Raw genomic sequence first — 23,967 nt, 5'->3', positions numbered from 1 at the left:
TCATTTGGTAGTGCGTCGCGCCGCGCCCGTCAAATCGGTCTGGGCGCGGTCAATCGCCGCGCGGGCGCTCGCGGCTGGCCGTCAGGCTGGGCGCGACGGCGGTCTCGGCCATCGGCGGGGCGTCGGGGGTAAAGCGGCGGAAGTCCGGCGCGACATGGGCCGCCAGATCGGGCGCCTTTTCCGCGATCTGGGCGGCCACGGCGCGGGCCAGAAGCCAGGCGCCCGCATTGTCGTGGTGGGTGTGGTCCGCGCCGCCGTCGTTGAACAGGCGCGGCGCCTGATCGGGGCCCAGGGCCTCATAGATGCGGCGCGAGGCGTCGTTCAGGTCGATCAGCGGCACGTCCTCCTCGCGCGCGACCCGGCGCGCGGCCTCGGCGTAGGTTCCCAGCGTGTCCTGGATGCGCCCGTCGCGGAAGTTGCGCCGCTCGGGCGAGGTGACGAGGATGGGATGGGCGCCCCGTCGCTTCGCCTCGGCGATGAAGACCTTCAGATAGGCCGGATAGGTGGTGTCGGGATCGACATAGGTCTGGAGCCACTGGGTCTTCTGGTCGTTATGACCGAACTGGATCAACAGCCAGTCCCCCGCCTTCAGCGTGGTCAGGATCTTGGCCAGGCGCAGTTCGCTGAGGAAGGATTTCAGCGTCTCGCCCGACTGGGCGTAGTTGGCCACCGCGACATCGGGCGTCAGCAGGGCGGGCAGCATCTGGCCCCAACTAGCCGCCGGTTCGGACGGTTGGTCGGTGACGGTGGAATCCCCTGCCAGATAGACCACCGGCGCCGCGACCGGCTCGATGTCGATGGCCGCCACCTGCGGGCGATCCAGAAACTCCAGCGTCAGCCGGTCGTCCCAGGTGCGCGAGGCCAGCTCCTGCGGCGTCAGGACCACGGCCGTTCCGCCGGGCGCATTGGCGGGCGGCGGGGGCAGGGCGGGGCCGCGCACATGGACCAGGAAGCTACGGGTCTGATAGGCGCCGGGCGCGGTGACGACATCGCGGACCATCAACCGGCGGGCCTCCGCCTTGACGGTGGTGCGTCCCGCCTGGGAGCCGCCGAAGCGGACGGTGACGCGATAGACGCCTTCGGGCACGGCGGCCGAAAACAGATAGCCGTCCGACGCGGCGCCCGGCTCGAACCCATAGGCGTTCGGCTGATAGGTCTGGCCCGGCTGGACCGCGATCCGGTCCGGCGCGGTCGGCTGGGCCGCCAGATCGAACCGCCAGGTCGAAATCGCCGCCGCCATGAGGATCGCCGTCAGCATCGCGGGTCTTTCCTTGTCAGGGTTCGGCCTATCGCCGGATGTCGAACCCGCCGTCGCCCAGGGCGGCGTGGACGTCTTCGGCGGAGGCCAGGTTGAAGTCGCCGGGGATGGCGTGTTTCAGGCCGGCGGCGGCCAGGCCGAAGTCCAGCGCCTGTTGATCGGACCAGCCGCTCCACAGACCGAAGAGGACGCCGGAGGCGAAGGCGTCGCCGCCGCCGACGCGGTCGATGACGCCGGTCAGATGGATGGCCTCGGTTCGGGTCTCGATCACCTCGTCGCCGTCGCGGGTCAGCAGGACGGCGGACAGGGCCTGGTCGGCGACGCTGTCCTGAACCCGCAGGGTGCAGGCGATCCGCTCCAGTCGAGGGAAGGCGGCGAAGGCGGCGGCGGCGGCCCGGCGACGACGCTCGGCCGGATCGGGGCTGTCGAACGTCGTCTTCAGCACCAGGGCGAAGTCGCGGTCGTCGGCGAAGGCGATGCTGGCCCCCGCCAGCATCCGGCCCAGGGTCGCGGGCGGATCGCCGTCCCACTGCTCCCACAGCTTGCCGCGGAAGTTGCCGTCATAGCTGACCTTGACGCCCTTGCGGACGGCGGCCTCGATCAGGGCGACGGCGGCGGCCGAGCCGTTGGGGCCGGTCGCGGGCGTGACGCCCGAGGCGTGCAGCCATTCCACCCCGTCCAGCAGCCGGTCCCAGTCGAAGACCGCGTTCACATGCTGGACGAAGGCCGAACCGGCGCGGTCATAGAGAACCTCGGACGGACGCCTGACCGCGCCCGGCGTCAGGAAATACAGCCCCATCCGGCCCGGCGTGAAGACGATGGGGGTGGTGTCGACGCCGTGCTGGCGCACCGCATCGCGGGCCGCGCGGCCCAGGGCGTTGTCGGGCAGGACGGTGGCCATCCGCGTCGGAACGCCGAACCGGGCCAGGGACACCGCGACATTGGCCTCGGCCCCGCCCGGACGCACGGTCAGGGCGGGGGACTGCAGCAGCAGTTCGTTCTGGTTCGGCGACAGCCGCAGCAGCATCTCGCCGAAGCAGAGGATGTGTCTGGATAAGGCGTTCTGGGACATGAGACTAACCGCAGCGGGATCGGATATGCACCTTGCCTGAAGGCGAGACGAGAGCGAACGCCTTCAGTCTTTTGTCGTCATCCTCGCCCTTGTGGCGAGGATCCATACTCCCGGTGGGTCGGCAGAGTGCGCCAACCTTTGAAACCGTGATTATGGATCCTCGGGACAGGCCCGAGGATGACGATTTCCAGATCAGCGCGCCTGCCAGCCGCCGTCGACCGGCAGGATGGCGCCCTGGACATAGTCGGAGGCCCGGCTGGCCAGGAAGACGGCGGCGCCGCCCAGGTCCGAGGGCTGGCCCCAGCGACCGGCGGGGATGCGGCCCAGGATCTCGGCCGACCGCACCGGGTCCTCGCGCAGGGCCTGGGTGTTGGCGGTGGCGAAATAGCCGGGGGCGATGGCGTTGGCGGTAATGCCGTGCGGCGCCCATTCGTTGGCCATCAGCTTGGTCAGGCCCGCCACGCCCGACTTGGACGCCGTATAGGAGGGCACGCGGATGCCGCCCTGGAAGGACAGCATGGAGGCGATGTTGATGATCTTGCCGCCGTCGCCTTGCTTGATGAACAGGCGGGCGACCGCCTGGCTCATGAAGAAGACGGTCTTCAGATTGATGTTCATCACCAGGTCCCAGTCGGCCTCGGTGAAGTCGACCGCGTCGGCGCGGCGGATCAGGCCGGCGTTGTTGACCAGGATGTCGACCCGGCCCATCGCCTCCAACGCCTCGGCCAGCACGCGCTCGACGGGCTCGATGGAGGTCAGGTCGGCGCTGACGGCGTGGGCGCGACGGCCCATGGCCTTCACCCGGGCCACGGTGTCGTCGGAATCGGCCAGGGCCACCGAAACGATGTCGGCGCCCGCCTCGGCCAGGGCCAGGGCGATGCCCTGACCCAGACCCACGTTGCCGCCCGTCACCAGCGCAACCTTGCCCGTCAGATCAAACGGATTGCTCATTTAAGTTTCTCTCCCCTGTCCCGATCAGCGCAGCTGGCAGATGTCGAGCTTGCACATGTCGGTATAGTCCAGGTTCTCGCCGCCCATGCCCCAGATGAAGGTGTAGTTGGAGGTGCCCGAACCCATGTGGATCGACCACGGCGGGCTGATCACCGCCTCGCCGTCGGCCATGACGATGTGGCGCGCGTTGTCCGGCTCGCCCATGAAGTGGAAGACGCGGTCGTTCTCGCCCAGGCCGAAGTAGAGATAGGCTTCCGAGCGGCGGTCGTGCAGGTGCGGCGGCATGGTGTTCCACACCGAACCGGGCTTCAGCACCGTCACGCCCAGCAGCAGCTGGCAGGACTTCACCTTGGCCGGGACGATATATTGATAGATGGTGCGCTCGTTGGACGTCTCCAGCGCCCCCATCTCCAGCGGCACGGCCTCTTCGATCGAGATCTTGGTCAGGTCGTAGCGGGCGTGGGCCGGCATGGCGATCAGATAGAAGCGCGCCGGTTCGGCCGCATCCTTCGAGGCGAAGGTGATGTCGCTCGACCCCATCGGCACATACAGGCCGTCGCGGAAGGCCAGCTCGACCGTTTCGCCGTCCACAGTGATCGAACCGGCGCCGCCGATGTTGACCACGCCCAGTTCGCGCGCGTGCAGGAAGGGCTTGCCCGCCAGGGACGGCGGTTCGGAATGGGTCGGCAGGCTCAGGGCGCCGGCGACCGGCATGGCCCCGCCCAGCACCATCCGCTCGTTGTGCGAATAGTTCAGGCTGACCTTGTCTGGCGAGAACAGGCCGCCGACCAGATAGCGGTCGCGCAGCTGCTGGTTCGTCGCGCCGTCCATCATGTCCGGGTGGGTCGCCTGATAAATCTTGTCGTACATGGGGTCGGACATGGTCTTTGGCCTCGAACAGGTTGATCGCGACGTGCCGTTCTCGCCGAACGGCCCGCCCCGAAGGCTTTGCAGAGTGTCAGCCGCGTTCTTGACGGGGCATTTATGCTCACATAATGAGAGCGGCATATAAGAAATGGGACGGCGTTGCTAGGCGTCGTTTTCGAGAATAGGGTGGAAACTGTCGGGAAGGCCAAGGACGCGCGTGACGGCTTGTCGCCGTCGCGCCCGTGGAAATCCCTGCCCGATCATCTCCGCCCTGATGTGAATGACGGCGCCCCGGCGCCTTGGGAATCCGCGATGCCGAACCTGATCCACGACCTGCCCTACGCCGACGTCCGCGACGCCATCGCGCGCCTGATGGACAATCTGGTGAACATCAAGGACGACACCGGCGAGTTCCTGCTGCGTCTGGAAGACGGCAGGGTGATCGACACCAAGGGCTGGAACGATTGGGAATGGACGCACGGCATCGGCCTGTACGGCATCTACAAGCTGTATGAGCAGACCAATGATCCGGCCGCGCTGGACATCATGCTCAACTGGTTCCGCGACCGGTTCGCCGCCGGGACGCCGACCAAGAACATCAACACCGTCTCGCCCTTCCTGACCCTGGCCTATCTGTACGAGCAGACGGGCGACCAGACCTTCATTCCCTACCTCGACACCTGGGCGGAATGGCTGATGGACGGTCTGCCCCGCACCGAGGAGGACGGCTTCCAGCACATCGTCTTCAACGACGAGAACCCGCAGGAGCTTTGGGACGACACCTTGATGATGAGCGTCCTGCCGCTGGCCAAGATCGGCCTGGTTCTGGACCGCCCGCACTATGTCGAAGAGGCCAAGAAGCAGTTCCTCATCCACATCAAATATCTGTTCGACCGCAAGACCGGCCTGTGGTTCCACGGCTGGACCTTCCTGGGACGCCACAACTTCGCCGACGCCCTGTGGGCGCGCGGCAACTGCTGGGTCACGATCGCTATCCCGGAGTTCATCGAACTGCTGGACCTGCCGCCCGAGGACAGCCTGCGTCGCTTCCTGATCGAGACGCTGGAGGCCCAGGTAAAGGCCCTGGCCCAGCATCAGGACGAGAGCGGCCTGTGGCGCACCCTGATCCCGGATCACGACAGCTATCTGGAGGCCTCGGCCACCGCCGGCTTCGCCTATGGCATCCTGAAGGCGGTTCGCAAACGCTACATCGGCGCCGAATACGCCCCGATGGCGCTGAAGGCGGTCAAGGGCGTCCTGGCCAACATCTCCGACGACGGCGAACTGCAGCAGGTGTCGTTCGGCACCCCGGTCTTCGACGAGCTGCAGGGCTACAAGGACATTCCCCTGACCTCCATGCCTTACGGCCAGTCCCTGGCGATCCTGTGCCTGGGTGAATTCCTGCGTCAGTACATCTGACGCGGCGCGGTCTGGAGAAGTCGAGATGACGTCCACGCAATCGTCCCCCCGCACCCCGCGCTGGTACAACTACTGGGGCTGGGGCTCCGGCGACATGCTGGGGGCGGGGGCGCAGGCCGTCATCACCGGCTGGCTGTTCTACTTCTTCACGACCTTCTGCGACCTGACGCCGGTGCAGGCGGGCCTGATCCTGGGCCTGCCGCGCCTGCTGGAGGCCGTCACCTGTCCGCTGATCGGCTATGTGTCGGACAATCTGCGCCACACCTGGATCGGGCGAACGGTGGGGCGCAGGAAGATCTTCCTCCTGATCACCATTCCCCTGCTGCCCAGCTTCGCCCTGATCTTCATCAGCGGCCAGACCTTCGTCTATTATCTGACGACCTTCATCTTCTTCGAGCTGCTCTACACGATGTTTCTCATTCCGTGGGAGACGCTCGCCGCCGAGATGACCAAGGATTACAAGGAAAAGGCCAAGTTCGCCGGGGCGCGGATGCTGGTGGCGCAAAGCTCGGCCATCCTGGCCTCCTATCTGCCGACCCTGATTATCAACAATTTCGGCGGCAAGGATTCGGCCCAGACCTTCCTGATCATGGCGGCTATCTTCGGCCTGTTGTTCAGCGCCGTGGTGATCCTGGTGGTGATCTTCACCTGGGAGCGGCCGTTCACCGACGACGAAAAGGCGATGAAGGCCGAGCCGTTGAACCTGCGCCGGGCGGCTCTGATCCCGATCAATATGTTCCGCGACCTGTTCTCGACGCTGCGCATCCGCGCCTTCCGCCAGCATCTGTCGATCTATCTGGGCGGCTATATCTCGCAGGACATCTTCAACACCGCCTTCCCGATATTCGTGGCCACGGTGATGCTGGGCGCCACGGTGATGATCTCGCAGATGATGACGGTGATGTATGTCGCCCAGCTGATCTCGGTGATGGTGGCGATCAATCTGGTCATCCGCATCGGCCCGGTGATCGCCTATAGGATCGCAGCGGGCTTCTTCACCAGCGCCCTGGTGCTGCTGATGGTCTTCTATTTCGTGCGGCCCAGCATCGGCGGGCACGACCTGTTCGCCCTGATCAATCCCGCGTCGGGCGGGTTCAACCTGGGCGCCGCCTTCTGGCTGCTGGGGCCGATCGTCCTGGCGGGGCTGGGGCGCGGCACGCTGAACTTCGTGCCCTGGTCGGTCTATAACTATCTGCCGGACGTGGACGAGGCGGTCACGGGCCAGCGGCGCGAGGGCATCTTCGCCGGGGTCATGACCCTGGTGCGCAAGGTGGCCCAGTCGGGGGCCATCATCCTGACGGGCTGGATCATCGAGGTGGGCGGCTATGTCTCGCCCAAGGCGGCCGCCAGCGGGGCCGCCGTCGTCCAGACGCCCGGCGCCGTCGCCACCGTCGCCGGTCTTCTGGTCGCGGGACCGATCCTGGTCATGGCGGCGGGCGCGATCCTGTCCTGGTCGTTCCGTCTGGATCAGCCCAGCCACAAGGTCCTGATGACCGAGATCGACCGTCTGCGTGCGGGCGAAACCGAACCCTCCAACCCTGAAGCGCGACAGATCGTCGAAAGCCTGACTGGCTGGAAGTTCGAGCGCCTGTGGGGCCGCAATCGCCTGATCTGACACGAGATTTTCTGGAGGTGCCGATTTAATCTCACAATATGAAATAACAATTTCATATTTGGCACAAATCTCACTCGGTGCTATAGCTGGCCTCGCAACGAGAATTCGAGTCCGACAAGGACCGCCTCAGGAGGGAAAGCGTGAAGGTTCGCGTCTTCGCGACCGGCGAATGAACGTCGGCGTGCGGACCGGCCGCAGACGAACTGGCGAGCCTTCGATGCTCGCGCCACAGCCTTCAAACCATGAAAGCCGCCGGGGGGCGGTGAAGGCGCCGCTCAAACAATAAGGCCATAGGCCAGAGGAGGAACTTCAGTGACGACACAGTCGAACGGGCGATGGGCTCGCCGCTTCATGTACACCGCCGGCGCCGCCGCGCTCATGCTGGCGTCCGCCGGCGCCGCGACCGCGCAACAGGCGACGGGAACCCAGGCGTCGGACGCCCCGGTTTCGACCGTCGACGAGGTCGTGGTGGTCGGCACGCGCTCCAGCCTTCAGTCGGCCATGAACCGTAAGCGTTCGGCCAGCACCGTGTCGGACTCCATCGTCGCCGACGACATCGGCCAGTTCCCCGACAAGAACGTCGGCGAGGCCCTGGGCCGCGTCACCGGGGTTCAGCTGTCGCGTGACTTCGGCGAAGGCAACGCCGTCTCCATCCGCGGCGTCGAGCCGGACCTGAACCGGGTCGAGATCAACGGCGTCAGCGTCCTGTCCACGGCAGGCAATCTGAACGTCTATGGCGGCGGCGGCCGGTCCAACGACTTCCGCGAACTGCCGGCCGAGATCGTCAAGTCGATCGACGTCTTCAAGGGCTTCACCGCCGACATGACCGAAGGCGCCATCGGCGGCACGGTTTCGGTCCAGACGCGCAAGCCCCTGGATTTCCGCAAGCCCACCTTCTCCATGACCCTGGCGGGACAGAAGCTGGACACCCTGCCGGACTGGAAGCCTCGCGCCAGCTTGTTCGGTGCGACGCAACTGCTTGACGGCCGTCTGGGCCTGATGGCCAACGTCACCTACGACAATGTTTTGACGCGGGGCGACTTCTACGACGATCACTCGTGGGCGCGGTTGGGGGACTTCGATAATTCGCCGGACAAGACGGTCACCTTCTACAATCCGACTTATAGTCGTGCGGTGAATGACTATTTCGCCGGGATCAACAGCGAGGCGGCCTGCGCCACCATCACGACGCCAGACGCTAGTCTTATGACCACAACGGCGGCGCGCACAGCCTGCCAAAGCCAATGGTATGATTACAACCCGCGTATCCCGCGTTATCGCGTCTGGACCCGCGACGATGAGCGCACGTCTGGCGAGTTCACGGCAGAATACAAGTTCACGGACAATCTGCGCGGTTTCGTCACCTATCAGACGAACAAGCGGACGCAGCAGTTGAACGACATCAACTACGGCACCGACTTCACATCTCTGGATCGTCTAAACTACACGGGTGCGAACTGTTCCCGCGTTAACGCCGCGACGGCCCAGAACGTCCCGGGCGTGGTGGTCGATGCGAACCACAACGTCATTAAATACACCGTCGGCAACTGCGTGAATACTGCCGGGCGGGGCGGCGAAGGCGCGTTCAGCATCTCGTCGCGCGACTTCCGGTCGGAGAGCACCTCCGAATACATCACCTACGGCCTGAAATGGCACAGCGACCGCTTCAAGGTCGACTTCTTGGGGGCCAACGCCAAAACCGATACCCTGAATGAGACAAACAATGTCTCGGTCGGTTTCAACACCCCCGGCTTGGTCGTCAGCCTGGAGCCCGGGACGTCTGCGCCGACTTTCACCTTTGCTCAAGGTTATTCACCTTCGGATCTATCGGCTGTCAGTCAGTATCAAATCCAGTATCGACCCTCTCAGCAGGGCGCGAAAGAAGACCAGTATAAGCTGGATGTCGATTTCGACCCGAGAACGACATTCCTGACCAATATCAAGTTTGGCGGAAGATATTCAAGATCGGAAAACAAGGGTTACGATTACGGTGGATTTATTATCGATCCAGGCGCTAATCTTTCCTCCGAAATTGATAACATCGTCCTCTATTCAAACTCGATCAATTCGACGGCGCGCGTCGATCCGCTTATCCTGCCCACCAATCCGTTCCCGTATCAGACAAACTATTGGTCCACGACCCAAGTCTGGTCCCGCGCCTTTTCGAATTCGGTGTTCGCGGACGCGATGACGCCGCTGCCGTCAGATTTCCACTACGGCGGCGGCTCCCTGCCGGCGAACTGGCTCTACCCCAACTTCAATGCCGTCGCCCAACATCTGGACACCAGCCACTTCAATCTGGATAACCTTTATTCGGGCGTCGCTAACGACGGTAAGACCTACAACCAGATCCCTTCTGGAATGAACGAGAAGACAGATGCTCAGTATGTGCGTCTGGATTGGGCGTTGCCGATCTTCGGCTTGGACCTGGTCGGGAACCTGGGCCTTCGTCGAGTGCATACCCAGACTCAGACATTCGGTAAGTTTATTCGCAACGAAACGCGCCTGGTTGGCGGCTCCGCTGCAACAGCGGTCGTGTCCAACACTCTTGTTGAACAGACCCGCGAGTATACGAAATGGCTGCCCAGCTTCAACGTGAACGCTTGGCTGATCGACAATGTACTGAGCATGCGCGTTGGTTACGCCCAGTTGATGGCGCGGCCACTGTATAACTTCTTGGTGCCGAACATGACCTGCACCATCAACTACGCCAACGATAGCACGGCAGAAGATGGTCCGGACAGCTGCTCGGCGGGCAACCCTGACCTCAAGCCTTATGAGGCGGCTCAGTACGACCTGTCCTTCGAATGGTATCCGAACCGGGATACGCAGTTCTCGGCTGGGTTCTTCTACAAGGATATCCAGAGTTTCTACGTTCCGGCGCGTACCAACCTTGGTCTACGGGACGTGTTCGGCGACGGCGTGCTGTACTCGTACAACAGCTACATCAACGGCAAAGGCGCCAAGATTTCGGGCATTGAGCTTACTGCCAAGACCGCATTCACCTTCCTGCCGGGCCTGCTGTCGGGCTTTGGCGCCGATGTAAACTACACCTATCAGGAAGCTTCGGACGTCGGCGTCTTCAGCCAACTGGACGGTTCGCCGCTGCCCTATCCCGGTCTGTCCAGCAACAGCTACAATGCGACGCTGTGGTATGAGCGTGGGCCGATCAACGCTCGCCTGGCCTACAACTATCGGTCGGAATATCTGGTCACTGCCGCCGATCAGTCGGGCAATCCGGTCATCAAGGAGCCGACGGGCTATCTGGACGGCAAGATCTCCTGGAAGCCGGGCCTGAAGGGGCTGACGCTGTTCGCGGAAGGCAAGAACCTGACGGAGGAGGATGAAAGCACCTACGCGGGCGACATCCGCCTGATCAACAGGGGCTATTCGGGCCGTCGCTTCTTCCTGGGCGCGACCTACAAATACTGATCGTCGCGGCGATCACGGCCGTCGCCCCAGCGGGCGGCGGCCGTTTTTCTTTCAGAGTATAATCGCCGCTGGGGCGGCGGGAGTTGACCATGTCGTTCCAACCTTCTCGGCGTCACCTGCTCATGGGCGCGGGCGCCCTCGCGGCGGCACAGGCCATGTCGGGCGCAGCGATCGCCGCGCCGCGCCAGGCCGCGCCCGCTACGCCGCTGCGCTGGCTGGACGGCGACAAGCCCGCCCGTCTGGACGGGACCACCTTCGGCGTGCCGTGGCCGCGCGGCGTGCTTCGCCCCAATCAGGCGTTCGGCGTCCGTGACGGAACGGGTCGTGCGACGCCGGTTCAGTCCTGGCCCATCGCCTATTGGCCCGACGGCTCGCTGAAATGGTCGGCCCACGCCGTGACGGGCGATGCGGCGATGGACGGGCTGACGCTGGTTCCCGGCGCCCCGGCCGCGCCGACGCAGCCGGTTCGTGCGGCCGATCAGGGCCAGCAGATCGTCGTCACCGTCGGCGATCTGGAATGGCGGGTGCCCAAGTCGGGCGACGCCCTGGTTTCCGGCGCCACGCGCGGCGGGCGGTCCGTGGTCGGCAAGCTGTCGCTGGTCGCCCTGTCTCAGGACAAGCCGGAACTGGAGGCGGGCGGGGCGGTGAAGTCCTCGCGCTACGGCGTCCGCATCCGTCAGGCCGTGGTCGAACAGTCCGGCCCCGTGCGGGCGGTGATCAAGCTGGACGGCGTCCATACGGACGGAACGCGCGACTGGCTGCCGGTGTCGGTGCGGCTGTATTTCTACGCCGGGTCGGACGCCGTGCGGATCGTCCACAGCTTCATCTTCGACGGCGATCCGAAGACGGACTTCATTCGCGGCCTGGGCGTCGTCGCCGACACGCCGATGACGGACGCCAGCTATAACCGCCACATCCGTTTCGCCGGTGAGGGCGAGGGCGTGTGGGGCGAGGCGGTTCGCACCCTGACGGGCCTGCGCACCCGCGCCAATCCGACCGCCGCCGTGCGCCAGGCCCAGATCGAGGGCCGGGCGGTGGCCTTCGCCGACCTGCCCGACATCCTGAAGAACGACGGCCTGCAATGGGTGCCGGAGTGGGGCGACTTCGCCTTCAACCAGCTGTCGCCCGACGGCTTCACCCTGCGCAAGCGGACCAGCGAGGGTCACGCCTGGATCGATTCCAACGCGGGCAAGCGCAGCCGGGGCCTGGCCTATGTCGGCGGCGTCTCGGGCGGGGTGGCCCTGGGTCTGAAGGATTTCTGGCAGCGCGCCCCGGTCGCGCTGGACATCCGCAACGCCCATACGGACACAGCCCAGCTGACGGCCTGGATGTGGTCGCCCGAGGCGCCGGCCATGGACCTGCGGCCCTATCGCAGCGCCAACGGCATGGACACGACGGCCGAGGAACTGGTCGGCCTGGACATCACCTATGAGGATTACGAGGCCGGGTGGGACGACGCGCACGGCATCGCCCGCACGTCCGAGCTGACCCTGTGGGCGCTGGCCGCGACCCCGTCGCACCAGACCTTCTCGGACATGGCGGCCCAGGTCGCCGATCCGGCCCGGCTGACGGTCGAGCCGGCCCGGCTGCACGCGGCGGGGGTGTTCGGCGACTGGTCCCTGCCGGATGCGTCCACGCCCGTGCGCGCCGCGCTGGAAGGCCGCCTGACCCATCTGCTGGATCACTATGTGCGCGAGGTCGATCAGCGCCGCTGGTACGGCTTCTGGTCCTACGGCGACGTGATGCACACCTACGACCCGGATCGTCATATGTGGCGTTACGACGTGGGCGGATACGCCTGGGACAATTCCGAGCTTTCGACCGACCTGTGGCTGTGGACCAGCTATCTGCGGACGGGCCGCGCCGATGTGTTCAAACTGGCCGAGGCCATGACGCGCCACACGGGCGAGGTGGACGTTTATCACCTGGGCCGGTTCAAGGGGTTCGGCACGCGCCACGGGGTGCAGCACTGGTCGGATTCGTCCAAGCAGCCGCGCGTCTCGAACGTCGCCTATCGCCGCATCTACTATTTCCTGACGGCGGACGAGCGGGTCGGCGACCTGATGCGTGAGTTGAACACGTCCGATCATGCGCTTCTGAACGTCGACATCTCGCGCAAGCTGCCGCCCGCGCCGGGTCGCGCCGTGCCCGAGGGGCAGGTGGTGTCCGGCTTCGGCACCAGCTGGGGCGCCTTCATCTCCGCCTGGCTGACCGAGTGGGAGCGGACCGGCGACCGGCGCTGGCGCGACCGGATCGTCAACGGCATGACCACCATCGGCGGGCTGAAGCGCCGCTGGTTCGCCGGAGAGGCGCCGTTCGACCTGGCCACCGGCCGCTATCAGGGCCAGGGCGACTATGTCGCCGTGTCGCACCTGAACGCCGTCTTCGGCGTGGCCGAGATGAACGCCGAGCTGCTGGACCTGCTGGACGTGCCGTCCTATCGCGCCGCCTGGCTGGAATACTGCCGCTACTACAATGCGCCGGACAGCGAGATCGCCGGTCTGCTGGGCCAGGCGCCGCGCGGGCGGGCGCTGACGGAGGCGCACTCGCGCCTGACCGCCTTCGCCGCGCACGAGGAGAAGGACGCCGCCCTGGCCCTGCGGGCCTGGAGCGAGTTCCTGGGCAAGGACCCGGCCAAGCTGCAGGCCTTGCTCGGCGCGCGTTCGACGACCGTCGGCGGCGTGGACGTGCTGCGTCCCATTCAGGAGGACGCGCAGGTGTCCACCAACGACGCGGCGCAATGGAGCCTGGCGGCCATCGAGAATCTGGCCCTGATCGGCGACAGTCTGGAAGAGGCGGCGACGCGGCTGGGCTACAGGCCCTGACGCCGTCGGCGGGCGGCGTCAGAGTCGATAGATCGCCTCGGCGGCGCCCGCGAACAGCCGCTCGCGCTCGTCGGCCGAGAAGTCGGCCGTGATGGCGTCGAAGGCGGAATAGAAGGCGTCGAAGCTTCCGTGGACGCTTTCGACCGGGAAGTCCGAGGCGAACATGGCCCGCTCGGTCCCGAAGGCGTCGATGCACTCCAGCACGACGGGACGGATCGACTCCGGCGTCCAGGCGCGGTCGGTGATGCCCAGGCCGGAAATCTTGATCGACACCTGCGGCTGGGCCGCCAGAAGGCGCAGACCGGCGCGCCAGCGCTCCATGCCGCTATCGTCGCGGTCGGTCGGCAGGCCGGCGTGATTGACGATCAGCGGAATGTCGGGATGGCGCGCCGCGATGGCCGCCGCCGTCGCCATCTGCGACGGATAGAGCTGGAGGTCGAACGACAGCCCATGCCGGGCCAGTTTGGCGAACCCCGCGACCCATTGCGGGTCCAGCAGCAGGTCGCGGTCGGTATAGGTCTTCAGCGGGTCTTCATGCCAGCAGACGATCTGGCGAACGCCCCGCACGTTCGGTCGCGCGGCGTGGGCTTCCAGCAGGGCGTCCAGATCGGGGTCCAGCAGGTCGGCGCCCGCCACGATGCCGTGGGGATAGCCGCGCTTGTCCGCGAGGGCTTGCAGCCAGTCTGTCTCGGCTAGTTGCCGGCCCCTGGGCTGACCGGCCTCGACATGGACGATCTTGTCCACGCGCCAGCCTGCCGTATCGGCCAGATAGTCGTCCAGCAGATAGTTCCGGCGGGCGATGGGCGTCATGTCCCCCGCCGGATTGTTCGGCAGGGGATCGTCCTGAAGCCAGCCGTAGCGGGCGCGCGACAGGTCCCACAGATGGACGTGGGAATCGATGATGCGAAGACCTGACGCCACCCGACTATTCCTTCAGTATGTCGTTCTTCCGCCTGATGTGTCGAAGGTTGAGGCGGTGGTGAAGCTGCATTCCTCGGAGGCCATGAAACAGACCATGGCGGCGCTTTCGTCGACCTCGCCCAGGCGACCCATAGGGATTTTGGAGCGCATATAGTCGACCTGGCTCTGGGGCAGTTGCTCCAGGATGGGGCTTTCGAAGGTGGCGGGGGTCAGGCTGTTGGCGATGACGCCCTTGCCGGCCAGTTCCTTGCCCAGCGACTTGGTGAAGCCGATGACCCCGGCCTTGGAGGCGGAATAGGCGCTGGCGTTGGGATTGCCTTCCTTGCCCGCGACCGAGGCGACGTTGACAATGCGGCCATAGCCCGCCTTCAGCATGAAGGGGGTGATGGCGCGGCAGCAATAGAAGACGCCATTCAGATTGATGTCGATGACACGGCGCCAGCTGTCCAGCGGGAAGTCCTGCACCGGCACGGTGGCGCCGGTGATGCCGGCCGAGGCGATCAGGATGTCTATGCCGCCCAGAAGCCGGTGGGTCTGTTCGGCGGCGGCGGCCACCGCATCGGCGTCGGCGACGTCCAGGGCGACCACATGGCTGGCCCCGATCTCTTCGGCGGCGGCCTTCAGGGCGTCGGCGTTCAGGTCCCACAGGGCGACCTTGCCGCCCTCGGCGACGATGCGGGCGGCGGCGGCCTTGCCCAGGCCCGAGGCGCCGCCGGTGACGACGGCGGCGCGGCCCGCGAAACGGTCCCGATAGGCGTTCATCGCGTCCACTCCACGAAGGTCTGGCCCTGTTCGCCCAGCTTCTGGATGCCCAGACGCACCGTGTCGCCCGGCTTCAGATAGAGCGGCGGCTTCTGGCCCAGACCCACGCCGGGGGGCGTGCCGGTGGTGATCAGGTCGCCGGGCTCCAGCGTCATGAACTCCGACAGATAGGAGACGATCTCGGCGACGCCGAAGATCATGGTCCGGGTGTTGCCGGTCTGCATCCGCTGGCCGTTCAGGTCCAGCCACATGTCCAGGTTCTGGACGTCGCCCACCTCGTCGGCGGTCACGATCCACGGGCCGACGGGGCCGAAGGTGTCGCAGCCCTTGCCCTTGTCCCAGGTGCCGCCGCGCTCGGTCTGGAAGGCGCGCTCGGACACGTCGTTGATCAGGACGTAGCCGGCGACGTGATCCAGGGCTTCGGCCTTGGTCACATAGGTCGCGGGCTTGCCGATGACGATGCCCAGCTCGACCTCCCAGTCGGTCTTTAGCGAACCGCGCGGGATCATCACGTCGTCGTTCGGCCCGTTCAGGCAGGTGATGGCCTTGGTGAAGACGACCGGCTCCTCGGGGATCGGCAGGTTGGATTCCGCCGCGTGGTCGGCGAAGTTCAGGCCGATGGCGATGAACTTGCGGCTGCCGTTGACCGGCACGCCGTAACGCGGCTGGCCCTCGACCAGCGGCAGGGTGGTCGGATTGATGGCCTTCAGGGCTTCGAGCGCGGGGCCGTGCAGTTGATCCGGGGTGATGTCGGCGACGACGCCCGACAGGTCGCGGATGCGCCCTTCGGCGTCCAGCGTGCCCGGCTTTTCCTGGCCCTTGGGGCCGTAACGCAGCAGTTTCATGGTGGAGGAGGGGCTTTCGTCTTAACGCGCGTAGGGGCGATGCAGGGCGATGTCGCGGTTCAGCTCGACGCCGAAACCGGGGGTGTCGGGAACCTTCAGGCGGCCGTTCACGGGAACCGGCTCGCCGATCAACTGCGGATGGAACATGGGCACGACCTCGTCGGCGCCGGGGGCCATCATCAGGAACTCCGCGAACGGGCTGTTATGGCGCGTCACCACGAAGTGGTAGGAATAGACCGACGAGCCGTGCGGGATCATCAGCACGCCCTTGGCGTCGGCCAGGGCCGAAATCTTCTGCAGTTCGGTGACGCCGCCGCACCAGCCCACGTCCGGCTGAATGATGTCGCAGCATTCCATTTCCAGCAGCATGCGGAAGCCCCAGCGGGTGGCCTCGTGCTCGCCGGTCGTGACCAGCATCCCCTTGGGCGCGTTCTTCTTCAGCGCCTGATAGCCCCAGTAGTCGTCGGGGCTGAGCGCCTCTTCGATCCACTTCAGACCCAGCTTGTGGGCCTCGTGCGCCAGCCGCGTGGCGTAGTTGAGGTCCAGCGCCATCCAGCAGTCGAACATCAGCCAGAAGTCGTCGCCACAGGCGTTGCGCATGGCCTCCAGCTCGGCCAGATTCTTGTGCAGACCTTCCTCGCCCTCGGCGGGGCCGTGGTGGAGCGGCATCTTGCCGCCGATGAAGCCCAGTTCCTTGGCTTTGTCGGGTCGAGCGCCGGTGGCGTAGAAGGTCAGTTCGTCGCGCACCGCCCCGCCCAGCATGGCGAAGACCGGCTCCTGACGCAGGCGGCCCAGCAGATCCCACAGCGCCAGATCGACGCCGGAGATGGCGTTCACCACCAGACCCTTGCGGCCGTAATACTGGGTGGAGAAATACATCTGGTCCCAGATCTTCTCGACCTCGGACGGATCGCGGCCTTCCAGGAAGCGGGCCAGATGCTTCTCGACGATATAGGCCGCCGGTTCGCCGCCCGTGGTCACGGCGAAGCCGACCACGCCGTTCTCGGCCTCGATCTCCACGACCAGGGTGCCCAGGACGTTGATGCCGAAGCTGCGGCGGCTCTGGCGGTATTCCGGGTATTTCGCCATCGGCGTGGCGATGTGGTCGTCGATCCAGTGGCCGTCGCCCTGATCGTGATAGTCCGCGCCGCCGCCTGTTCCGTCGTTCTTCACGACGAAGGCGCGCACATGTTTGATACGGGGCAGGCGGGTCATCGCGTCATCACCAAAGCTTGGCAATTCGCTCCCATAATGCGGGATTTCACTGGCGTTCCTCCGTGCATGGCGTCAAAGTCAGGCTCTTGTGACGGAGCGACTTGCGCGTTTTGCTACATTCTGAGAATGAGGATTACGAAATGGGACGAACGCCGTCAATCAAGACCGCACAGGTCGATGGGGATGAAGAGGTCGGCGCCAAGGCGTCCGGCAGCCAGACCCTGCTGCGTGGTCTGGACGTCATCGACGCCCTGATCGAGGGTTCCCTGCCGCTGGCCGAACTGTCCGAAAAGCTGGAGCTGACCCGCAGCACCACCCACCGTCTGGCCTCGGCCCTGGTGGAGCGGCGGCTGCTGTCCTTCCGCCCGCGCGAGGGCTATTCGCTGGGGCCCAAACTGCTGGAGCTGGGTCATGCCGCCAGCCAGCAGATGCACCTGCCGCGTGTCGCTCGTCCCTGGCTGGAGCAGCTGTCGGCCGTGACCGACGACACCGTGCATCTGGGCGTGCTGGACGGCCGCCATGCGCTTTATCTGGACAAGGTCGCGGGACGACGCCGCATCAACATCGGTTCGCGCCTGGGCGAACGGCACCCCATCGCCTCGACCGGACTGGGCAAGGCGCTGATCCTGGACAAGACCGAGGCGGACTGGATCGACCTGTACGCCGAACCAGGCCAGGCCTTTGACTCCACCGCCCGCGCGGTCTGGCTGGAGCGGATGCACGGTTACGCCCAGAAGGGCTACGCCTTCGATCTGGAAGAGAACGAGGACCAGATCCGCTGCGTCGCCGCGCCGATCCGCTCGGTCAACGGCCAGATCGTCGCCGCGCTCAGCGTGTCTTCGGCGGCCCAGTACATGTCCGACGCGCGCATGACCGAACTGACCAAGACCGTCACCGAGGCCGCAGACGCCATCAGCGGCGACCTGGGCTGGTCGGCCAAATCCTGACTGCAACCTGAAGAACGCCGGAGCCCCCATGCTGCTTGAGAACAAGGTCGTCCTGGTCACGGGCGCATCGCGGGGCATCGGACGAGCGACGGCGATCGAGGCCGCGCGTCAGGGCGCCGACGTCGCCCTCAACACCTTCCGGGACGATGCGGCCGCCGCCGAGGTGGTCGCCGAGATCGAGGCCCTGGGCCGCCGCGCCATCGCCGTCGACGGCGACGTGGCCCAGCCCGACAGCGCGACGCAGTTCGTCGCCGCCGCCGTTCAGGCGCTGGGTCGGGTGGACGTCTTCGTGTCCAACGCCGGCATCTGTCCCTTCCACGCCTTCCTCGACATGCCGGTCGAGACCCTGCGGCGGACGATGGAGGTCAATCTGCACGGCGCCTATTTCATGGTGCAGGCGGCGGCGAACCAGATGGTCGCACAGGGCGACGGCGGCGCCATCGTGGCGATCAGCTCGATCTCGGCGCTGGTCGGCGGCGAGATGCAGACCCACTACACCCCGACCAAGGCGGGGGTTCACAGTCTGATGCAGTCCTGCGCGGTGGCCCTGGGCAAACACGGCATCCGCTGCAACTCGGTCCTGCCCGGCACCATCGCCACCGACATCAACAAGGACGACCTCGCCGATCCGGCGAAGCGCGAATATATGGAAGGCCGCATTCCGCTGGGTCGGCTGGGACGGCCCGAGGACATCGCCTCGGTCGTGGCCTTCCTGGCCTCGGACATGGCCGGCTATATGACCGGCGCGGCCCTGCTGGTCGACGGCGGGGCCTTCGCCAACTTCCAGTAAGGCGCGGCCATGATCATCTCGTCCCCCAGCGACTATCGCGAGGCCGCGCGGCGCAAACTGCCGCCCTTCCTGTTCCACTACATCGACGGCGGCGCCTATGCCGAGCAGACGCTGAGGCGCAACGTCGAGGACTGGCAGGCCATCGCCCTGCGCCAGCGCGTGCTGCAGGACATGACCAGCCTCAGCCTGGAAACCCGGCTGTTCGACGAGACCCTGCGCCTGCCGGTCGTGCTGGCGCCGGTCGGTTTGACGGGCATGTATGCGCGCAGGGGAGAGGTGCAGGCGGCCCGGGCGGCGGCGTCGCGCGGCGTGCCCTTCACCCTGTCCACCGTCTCGGTCTGTCCCATCGAGGAGGTGGCGCCCGCCATCGACCGGCCCATGTGGTTCCAGCTCTATGTGCTGCGCGACCGGGGCTTCATGAAGAATGCGCTGGAGCGGGCGAAGGCGGCGGGGGTGAAGACTCTGGTGTTCACCGTCGACATGCCCACCCCCGGCGCCCGCTACCGCGACGCCCATTCGGGCATGAGCGGGCCGAATGCGCCCCTGCGCCGCATGATCCAGGCCATGACCCATCCGATGTGGGCCTTCGACGTGGGTCTGCGCGGCACGCCGCACGATCTGGGCAATGTCTCGGCCTATCTGGGCAAGCCGACGGGCCTGGCGGACTACATCGGCTGGCTGGCCAACAACTTCGATCCGTCGATCTCGTGGAAAGACCTGCAGTGGATTCGCGACTTCTGGGACGGGCCGATGATCATCAAGGGCGTGCTTGATCCGCAGGACGCCCGCGACGCCGTCAGCTTCGGCGCCGACGGGATCGTGGTGTCGAACCACGGCGGGCGGCAACTGGATGGGGTTCTGTCGTCTGCCCGCGCTCTGCCCGCCATAGCCGATGCGGTGAAGGGCGATCTGAAAATCCTGGCCGATTCCGGCGTTCGCAACGGTCTGGACGTGGTGCGGGCGATTTCGCTAGGCGCGGACGCCGTGCTGCTGGGCCGGGCCTTCGTCTATGCGCTGGCGGCGGACGGTCAGGCGGGCGTCGAGACCCTGCTGGACCTGATCGAAAAGGAAATGCGCGTCGCCATGACCCTGACCGGGGCCAAGTCCGTCGCGGGCATGACGCGCGAGATGCTGGCGGCCTGATCCGCGTCAGGCCGCCGTTCGCGTCTCACCGATAGGGCGTCAGGTCGATGGCGTCGGCCATGGCGCGGAAACCCGCATCGTTGGGGTGCAGATGGTCGCCGCTGTCATAGGCGGCGGCCAGTTTCAGCGGCTCGGCCGGATCGCGCATCACGGCGTCGAAGTCGATGACGCCGTCCGCCTCTCCGCTGGTGCGAATCCAGGCGTTCAGGGCCTGGCGCGTCGCCTCGCCCTGTTCGGACCAGTAGTTGGCGTCCTTATAGGGCAGGATGGTCGCCAGCCTGACCTTCAGCCCGCCCGCATGGGCGCGGGCGATGATCTGGCGATAGCCGGCGATCAGGTCGGCCGGGGTCGGCGGCTGCGGATCGTGGTCGCGCCAGGCCATGCCGAAGTCGTTGACCCCCTCCAGCACGATCACGTCGGTCGCGCCGGGCACGGCCAGCACGTCGCGGTCGAACCGGGCCAGGGCGGCGACGCCCAGACCGGGCTTGGGCTTCAGGATGCGGTTGCCGGAAATCCCGGCGTTGGCCACGGCGACTGAGGTCAGACCGACCGCTTGCAGGCGGGCCGCCAGCAGGTCGGGCCAGCGCCGGTCGGCGTCGCGCGTGCCGTTGGCGCCGTCGGTGATGGAATCGCCCAGGGTGACGATGACCCGCCCCGGCTCGGCCCGCTGCACGTCTATGCCCGAGATCAGGACGCGCTGAGTGACCAGCACCGGGTCCGTCAGTTCGGCCGCCGCCGTCTGGTCGCCGGGCGCGATCCAGCCGGACGACAGGCCCAGCAGGTGGATGGTCGGATCGGCCACCTCGTCCGGCAGATAGAGGCTGATCGACAGGCGGCTAAGCGCGGGCAGGGCCAGATCGACCGGATCGCTGAGCAGGGGCGCTTCCGGCGCCAGAACGGCGCCCGCCGATCCGTCGAAGGTCAGGTCGCGCGCCGTGCCCGGCACGGGCTTTCCGTCGTCGGCCAGCTGCACGATCCGCACCCGTCCGATCCGGGCGGCGGCGGGGCCGTATTCGTTGGACAGCCGCAGGCGGAGTTGGTCGCCGCCCGCGCTGACCCGCACTACCTGACGCACGGTGACGTCCTTCAGCGTCGGTGGACGGCGGTCGGGCGCGGCGGCCACGGGCGAGGCGTTCCAGCTTCGCGCCCAATGGGTCTCGGCCTGGGCGCAGGGCGCCACGGCCGCCAGGGCCAGCGCCAGGATCAGGGCGTGCTTCTTCATCGGCTTCCTCTAACTAGGCGACGGTCCAGACCGAGAAGTCCCGGACGGTCATGTGATTCCAGGTGGTGCGCAGGCCGAACCAGCCGCGACGATAGGGGGCAGGGTCGTCCAGGGCGAACATGCGCCGGTCGTCGCGCCAGTATTCGATGCGCGATCCGTCCGCGATCAGGCGGATGCGATAGGGCCGGTTGGCCGCGATCAGGTCGTTCGGCGCCGACAGATCGTGCTGGGGCAGCAGCGGCCTTTCTCCGTTCCCGACATAGCGGCGGAAGCGCGAGGAGGTGTTCGAATTTCCCCCCAGCCCGACATAATAGGTCCGCAGCGTGTCATAGTCGGCGAAGGCCCCCGACCGGGGCCGTGCAAGCAGGTCGCCGGGACTGCGCGGATCGTCGGCCATCCAGAAGCAGTTCAGATCGCTGACCCGGTCATGGACACCGCCGCCCGACACGGCTTCGGCCGTGAAGCGGATTTCGACGGGCGAGGTCAGTTCGGGCCGAAACCAGGCGGTGGCCCCCTTGGGCACGTCGAAGATCATCGCCCCGTCGGCGGCCCGCACGGTTCCCTGTCCCTGCTCCAGTTCGACCAGCCACCGATCCATCCCGTGGCGGAAGTCGTCGGCGTAAAGACGCCGTGCGCCGGATCGGGGCAGGGCGGCGCATCCGGCCAGACCGACCGCGCCCAGCAGAACCCCGCGTCGGTTCGCCCTCATCGTCCGCGCTCCGCCGGCGTCGCCGCATCGAAGGCGAAGCTGGGGTGCGAAGGCTGGTTATAGGCCGAGTTCTGACCCGACACCTGCGACCGATATTGCGCGTCGTGCATCAGGGTGACGTGGCGGATGGCGGTCGGGTGCAGGGTCACATAGATTCGCAGCGCCGAACTGTCCGCCGTGCGCCACACCACCTCCTCGCGCCAGTCGCCCAGGATGTCGGCGACCAGAACCGGATTGGCCTTGGTGCCGTTGTTCGACGCCGCGCCCTCGGCGCTCAGCAGGGGGACGGACCTCTGGTTCTCCCAGTCCCATTTGAAGATGCGCGTCCCGTCCAGCAGTTCGCGCAGGACGTCGCCGTCCCACCAGACGCCGAAATTCATCTGCTGCGGCCGGGTGTGGCCGATGACCCGCCCGTCGGCCGAATACAGGTCGTTGCTGTTCGACGCCCAGACCTCCGCGCCCGGATAGCGGGGATCGATGTCGAGGGCCACGCCGCGCCCCACGTCGTGCTGGCCCGGCGTGCGCCACAGGATTTCTCCGGTGCGAGCGTCCACCATGGCCGAGCCGACGCCGCCGTTGCCGGCGACGTTCTCATGGACGCCGAACTTCTCCAGCCCTGGCCGGGTCGGGTCCAGATCGCCGACATGCATGGCGTCGCCGTGGCCCAGCCGCGTGGTCCACAGCGGCGTGCCGTCGTCGTCCAGCGCCATGGCGCCATAGACGATCTCCTGGCGGCCGTCGCCGTCCACGTCCGCCACGCTGAACTGATGATTGCCCTGACCGGCGTAACCGTCGGGCGCCTTGTCGAACACCCAGCGCTGGCTCAGCCGACCGTCGCGCCAGTCCCAGGCCGCGACCACGGTGCGTCCGTAATAGCCGCGCGCCATGACGATGCTGGGCAGGCGTCCGTCCAGATAAGCCGCGCCCGCCAGATACCGCTCCGACCGATTGCCATAGCCGTCGCCCCAGAGAGCCGCCATTTCTTCAGAGGTCGCCTCATCGCCGGATCGGCCGCGCGAGGGGACATAGGGGGCGGTGGCCAGGGCCGCGCCGGTGCGGCCGTCGAAGACGGTGATGAACTCCGGCCCGGACAGTATGCGGCCCTTCAGGCCCACCGTCAGGGTTCCGTCCGGCTTCTGCTCGGCGCCGGTGCGGTCGCGGCTGGGGATTTCGCCGCCGTCCTCGCGCCAGTCGCCTTCGGCGTCGCCGATCATCTGGTCCGCGCCGTCGATGGTTCCGTCCGCCGTCTTCAGCACCACCTCGGCCCGTCCGTCGCCGTCGAAGTCCTGCACCACCATCTGGGTGTAGTGGGCGCCCGAACGGATGTTGCGCCCCAGATCGATCCGCCACAGCCGCCGCCCGTCCAGCGTATAGGCGTCGATCAGCGTCGGGCCGGTGAAGCCGGCGAAGGCGTTGTCCTTGGCGTTCGTCGGCTGCCATTTCAGGACGATCTCATAACGGCCGTCGCCGTCCAGATCGCCGACCGTGCCGTCATTGGCCTCGTATTCATAGGCGACCCCATCGGGCGTCACGCCGCCCTCGGGCCGGTCAAGCGGGATGGTCAGATAGCCGTCGGTCAGGTTCAGCGCCTCGGACCGGGTCTGCTCGCCGACGCGACGCACGGCGTAGCGGGCCTGAAGGTCGCCGCTCGCATCGCGCCAGTTCGTCGCCTGGCCGGCGCCGATTCGGGCCGCCCTGACGCCGTTCCTGAACACATCGAAGCGGGCGTTCGCCGGGTCGGTCGCCAGCAGCCGCCACTGCACCAGCACGCCGTTGTCGGGCGCCGCCGTGGCGATCACCGATCGGTCCAAGGACTCAAGACGCGGCGCCTCGGCGTGGGCGAGGGCCGGCGCCAGGGCGAAGCCTGCGCCCGTTAAGACGGTCAGTCCGCCTAGTCGTATCATCCGAAACAAACCGCGACGCCTCCTGCCTTGTCCACTTTTTGGGACTTTATCCCACCATAACGAAGGGCGT

18 protein-coding genes are annotated in these 23,967 nt (G+C 66.5%); 7 read left to right on the top strand and 11 right to left on the bottom strand.

Annotated features, from left to right (window positions below; all coding sequences use genetic code 11):
* Positions 1–49: 49 nt before the first annotated feature.
* The 4 genes from SH203_RS07485 to kduI all read right to left on the bottom strand — a co-directional run bounded on the left by SH203_RS07485 (position 50) and on the right by kduI (position 4,151).
* Positions 50–1,258, bottom strand: a complete 1,209-nt coding sequence (locus SH203_RS07485) for a rhamnogalacturonan acetylesterase (RefSeq protein WP_087120259.1) — start codon at positions 1,256–1,258, stop codon at positions 50–52.
* 28 nt (positions 1,259–1,286) lie between these two features.
* Positions 1,287–2,330: a sugar kinase gene (locus tag SH203_RS07480; protein ID WP_087120258.1), complete on the bottom strand. Its 1,044-nt coding sequence runs from the start codon at positions 2,328–2,330 to the stop codon at positions 1,287–1,289.
* A 192-nt stretch (positions 2,331–2,522) separates the two neighbouring features.
* Complete coding sequence (kduD, locus tag SH203_RS07475; protein WP_087120257.1) at positions 2,523–3,281, bottom strand: 2-dehydro-3-deoxy-D-gluconate 5-dehydrogenase KduD; 759 nt, start codon at positions 3,279–3,281, stop codon at positions 2,523–2,525.
* 24 nt (positions 3,282–3,305) lie between these two features.
* Positions 3,306–4,151: a 5-dehydro-4-deoxy-D-glucuronate isomerase gene (gene kduI, locus SH203_RS07470; RefSeq protein WP_087120256.1), complete on the bottom strand. Its 846-nt coding sequence runs from the start codon at positions 4,149–4,151 to the stop codon at positions 3,306–3,308.
* Between the two features lie 309 nt (positions 4,152–4,460).
* On the opposite strand from kduI, the gene SH203_RS07465 reads away from it, so the two are divergent.
* The 4 genes from SH203_RS07465 to SH203_RS07450 all read left to right on the top strand — a co-directional run bounded on the left by SH203_RS07465 (position 4,461) and on the right by SH203_RS07450 (position 13,439).
* Positions 4,461–5,567 carry a glycoside hydrolase family 105 protein gene (locus SH203_RS07465; protein ID WP_087120255.1) on the top strand — a complete coding sequence of 369 codons (1,107 nt, stop codon included), beginning with the start codon at positions 4,461–4,463 and terminating at the stop codon, positions 5,565–5,567.
* Between the two features lie 25 nt (positions 5,568–5,592).
* Complete coding sequence (locus SH203_RS07460; RefSeq protein ID WP_087120254.1) at positions 5,593–7,182, top strand: MFS transporter; 1,590 nt, start codon at positions 5,593–5,595, stop codon at positions 7,180–7,182.
* 351 nt (positions 7,183–7,533) lie between these two features.
* A complete protein-coding gene (locus SH203_RS07455) occupies positions 7,534–10,614 on the top strand; it encodes a TonB-dependent receptor (RefSeq protein ID WP_087120253.1) in 3,081 nt (1,026 codons plus the stop codon).
* An 89-nt stretch (positions 10,615–10,703) separates the two neighbouring features.
* On the top strand, positions 10,704–13,439 hold the full coding sequence (locus SH203_RS07450) for a Tat pathway signal sequence domain protein (RefSeq protein ID WP_087120655.1): 2,736 nt from the start codon (positions 10,704–10,706) through the stop codon (positions 13,437–13,439).
* Between the two features lie 18 nt (positions 13,440–13,457).
* On the opposite strand, the gene SH203_RS07445 is transcribed toward SH203_RS07450, so the two are convergent.
* The 4 genes from SH203_RS07445 to rhmD are packed head-to-tail and all read right to left on the bottom strand — an operon-like array spanning position 13,458 to position 17,182.
* The gene (locus tag SH203_RS07445; protein ID WP_087120252.1) at positions 13,458–14,360 is read right to left on the bottom strand and encodes an amidohydrolase; all 903 of its coding nucleotides are present in this window, start codon (positions 14,358–14,360) and stop codon (positions 13,458–13,460) included.
* A gap of 12 nt (positions 14,361–14,372) precedes the next feature.
* The gene (locus tag SH203_RS07440) at positions 14,373–15,122 is read right to left on the bottom strand and encodes an SDR family NAD(P)-dependent oxidoreductase (RefSeq protein ID WP_087120251.1); all 750 of its coding nucleotides are present in this window, start codon (positions 15,120–15,122) and stop codon (positions 14,373–14,375) included.
* The gene (locus SH203_RS07435) at positions 15,119–15,967 is read right to left on the bottom strand and encodes a fumarylacetoacetate hydrolase family protein (protein ID WP_087120250.1); all 849 of its coding nucleotides are present in this window, start codon (positions 15,965–15,967) and stop codon (positions 15,119–15,121) included. The genes SH203_RS07440 and SH203_RS07435 overlap by 4 nt, the downstream gene beginning before the upstream one ends.
* A 21-nt stretch (positions 15,968–15,988) precedes the next feature.
* Positions 15,989–17,182, bottom strand: coding sequence for an L-rhamnonate dehydratase (gene rhmD / locus SH203_RS07430; RefSeq protein ID WP_087120249.1), 1,194 nt, complete (start codon positions 17,180–17,182; stop codon positions 15,989–15,991).
* Between the two features lie 140 nt (positions 17,183–17,322).
* On the opposite strand from rhmD, the gene SH203_RS07425 reads away from it, so the two are divergent.
* The 3 genes from SH203_RS07425 to lldD are packed head-to-tail and all read left to right on the top strand — an operon-like array spanning position 17,323 to position 20,062.
* On the top strand, positions 17,323–18,129 hold the full coding sequence (locus SH203_RS07425; protein ID WP_087120248.1) for an IclR family transcriptional regulator: 807 nt from the start codon (positions 17,323–17,325) through the stop codon (positions 18,127–18,129).
* Positions 18,130–18,157: 28 nt separating this feature from the next.
* Positions 18,158–18,919: an SDR family NAD(P)-dependent oxidoreductase gene (locus SH203_RS07420; RefSeq protein WP_087120247.1), complete on the top strand. Its 762-nt coding sequence runs from the start codon at positions 18,158–18,160 to the stop codon at positions 18,917–18,919.
* Positions 18,920–18,928: 9 nt separating this feature from the next.
* Positions 18,929–20,062 carry an FMN-dependent L-lactate dehydrogenase LldD gene (lldD, locus tag SH203_RS07415; RefSeq protein ID WP_087120246.1) on the top strand — a complete coding sequence of 378 codons (1,134 nt, stop codon included), beginning with the start codon at positions 18,929–18,931 and terminating at the stop codon, positions 20,060–20,062.
* Positions 20,063–20,087: 25 nt separating this feature from the next.
* Here lldD and SH203_RS07410 read toward each other — a convergent pair whose 3' ends face one another.
* From SH203_RS07410 to SH203_RS07400, 3 genes are read right to left on the bottom strand one after another with little or no spacing between them, the layout of a single operon-like run.
* Complete coding sequence (locus SH203_RS07410) at positions 20,088–21,284, bottom strand: SGNH/GDSL hydrolase family protein (protein WP_087120245.1); 1,197 nt, start codon at positions 21,282–21,284, stop codon at positions 20,088–20,090.
* A 13-nt stretch (positions 21,285–21,297) separates the two neighbouring features.
* On the bottom strand, positions 21,298–21,993 hold the full coding sequence (locus tag SH203_RS07405; protein ID WP_087120244.1) for a DUF6250 domain-containing protein: 696 nt from the start codon (positions 21,991–21,993) through the stop codon (positions 21,298–21,300).
* Positions 21,990–23,897, bottom strand: coding sequence for a rhamnogalacturonan lyase (locus SH203_RS07400; protein ID WP_159457546.1), 1,908 nt, complete (start codon positions 23,895–23,897; stop codon positions 21,990–21,992). Before SH203_RS07400 ends, SH203_RS07405 begins: the two co-directional genes overlap by 4 nt.
* Positions 23,898–23,967: the final 70 nt, after the last annotated feature.

Source organism: Brevundimonas sp. SH203, from assembly GCF_002157625.1.
Taxonomy (GTDB): Bacteria; Pseudomonadota; Alphaproteobacteria; order Caulobacterales; family Caulobacteraceae; genus Brevundimonas.
The sequence above is the reverse complement of the archived record's forward strand: the minus strand, read 5'-3'. Positions and strand labels throughout refer to the sequence as shown.

Excerpts from the sequence above, each read along its gene's own strand:
- SH203_RS07455 (WP_087120253.1), top strand. The coding sequence starts at position 7,534 with ATGTACACCGCCGGCGCCGCCGCGCTCATGCTGGCGTCCGCCGGCGCC.
- SH203_RS07435 (WP_087120250.1), bottom strand. The coding sequence starts at position 15,967 with ATGAAACTGCTGCGTTACGGCCCCAAGGGCCAGGAAAAGCCGGGCACG.
- kduI (WP_087120256.1), bottom strand. The coding sequence starts at position 4,151 with ATGTACGACAAGATTTATCAGGCGACCCACCCGGACATGATGGACGGC.
- SH203_RS07425 (WP_087120248.1), top strand. The coding sequence starts at position 17,323 with ATGGGACGAACGCCGTCAATCAAGACCGCACAGGTCGATGGGGATGAA.
- SH203_RS07440 (WP_087120251.1), bottom strand. The coding sequence starts at position 15,122 with ATGAACGCCTATCGGGACCGTTTCGCGGGCCGCGCCGCCGTCGTCACC.
- SH203_RS07465 (WP_087120255.1), top strand. The coding sequence starts at position 4,461 with ATGCCGAACCTGATCCACGACCTGCCCTACGCCGACGTCCGCGACGCC.
- rhmD (WP_087120249.1), bottom strand. The coding sequence starts at position 17,182 with ATGACCCGCCTGCCCCGTATCAAACATGTGCGCGCCTTCGTCGTGAAG.
- SH203_RS07400 (WP_159457546.1), bottom strand. The coding sequence starts at position 23,897 with ATGATACGACTAGGCGGACTGACCGTCTTAACGGGCGCAGGCTTCGCC.
- SH203_RS07420 (WP_087120247.1), top strand. The coding sequence starts at position 18,158 with ATGCTGCTTGAGAACAAGGTCGTCCTGGTCACGGGCGCATCGCGGGGC.
- SH203_RS07450 (WP_087120655.1), top strand. The coding sequence starts at position 10,704 with ATGTCGTTCCAACCTTCTCGGCGTCACCTGCTCATGGGCGCGGGCGCC.
- SH203_RS07410 (WP_087120245.1), bottom strand. The coding sequence starts at position 21,284 with ATGAAGAAGCACGCCCTGATCCTGGCGCTGGCCCTGGCGGCCGTGGCG.
- SH203_RS07405 (WP_087120244.1), bottom strand. The coding sequence starts at position 21,993 with ATGAGGGCGAACCGACGCGGGGTTCTGCTGGGCGCGGTCGGTCTGGCC.
- lldD (WP_087120246.1), top strand. The coding sequence starts at position 18,929 with ATGATCATCTCGTCCCCCAGCGACTATCGCGAGGCCGCGCGGCGCAAA.
- kduD (WP_087120257.1), bottom strand. The coding sequence starts at position 3,281 with ATGAGCAATCCGTTTGATCTGACGGGCAAGGTTGCGCTGGTGACGGGC.
- SH203_RS07480 (WP_087120258.1), bottom strand. The coding sequence starts at position 2,330 with ATGTCCCAGAACGCCTTATCCAGACACATCCTCTGCTTCGGCGAGATG.
- SH203_RS07485 (WP_087120259.1), bottom strand. The coding sequence starts at position 1,258 with ATGCTGACGGCGATCCTCATGGCGGCGGCGATTTCGACCTGGCGGTTC.
- SH203_RS07460 (WP_087120254.1), top strand. The coding sequence starts at position 5,593 with ATGACGTCCACGCAATCGTCCCCCCGCACCCCGCGCTGGTACAACTAC.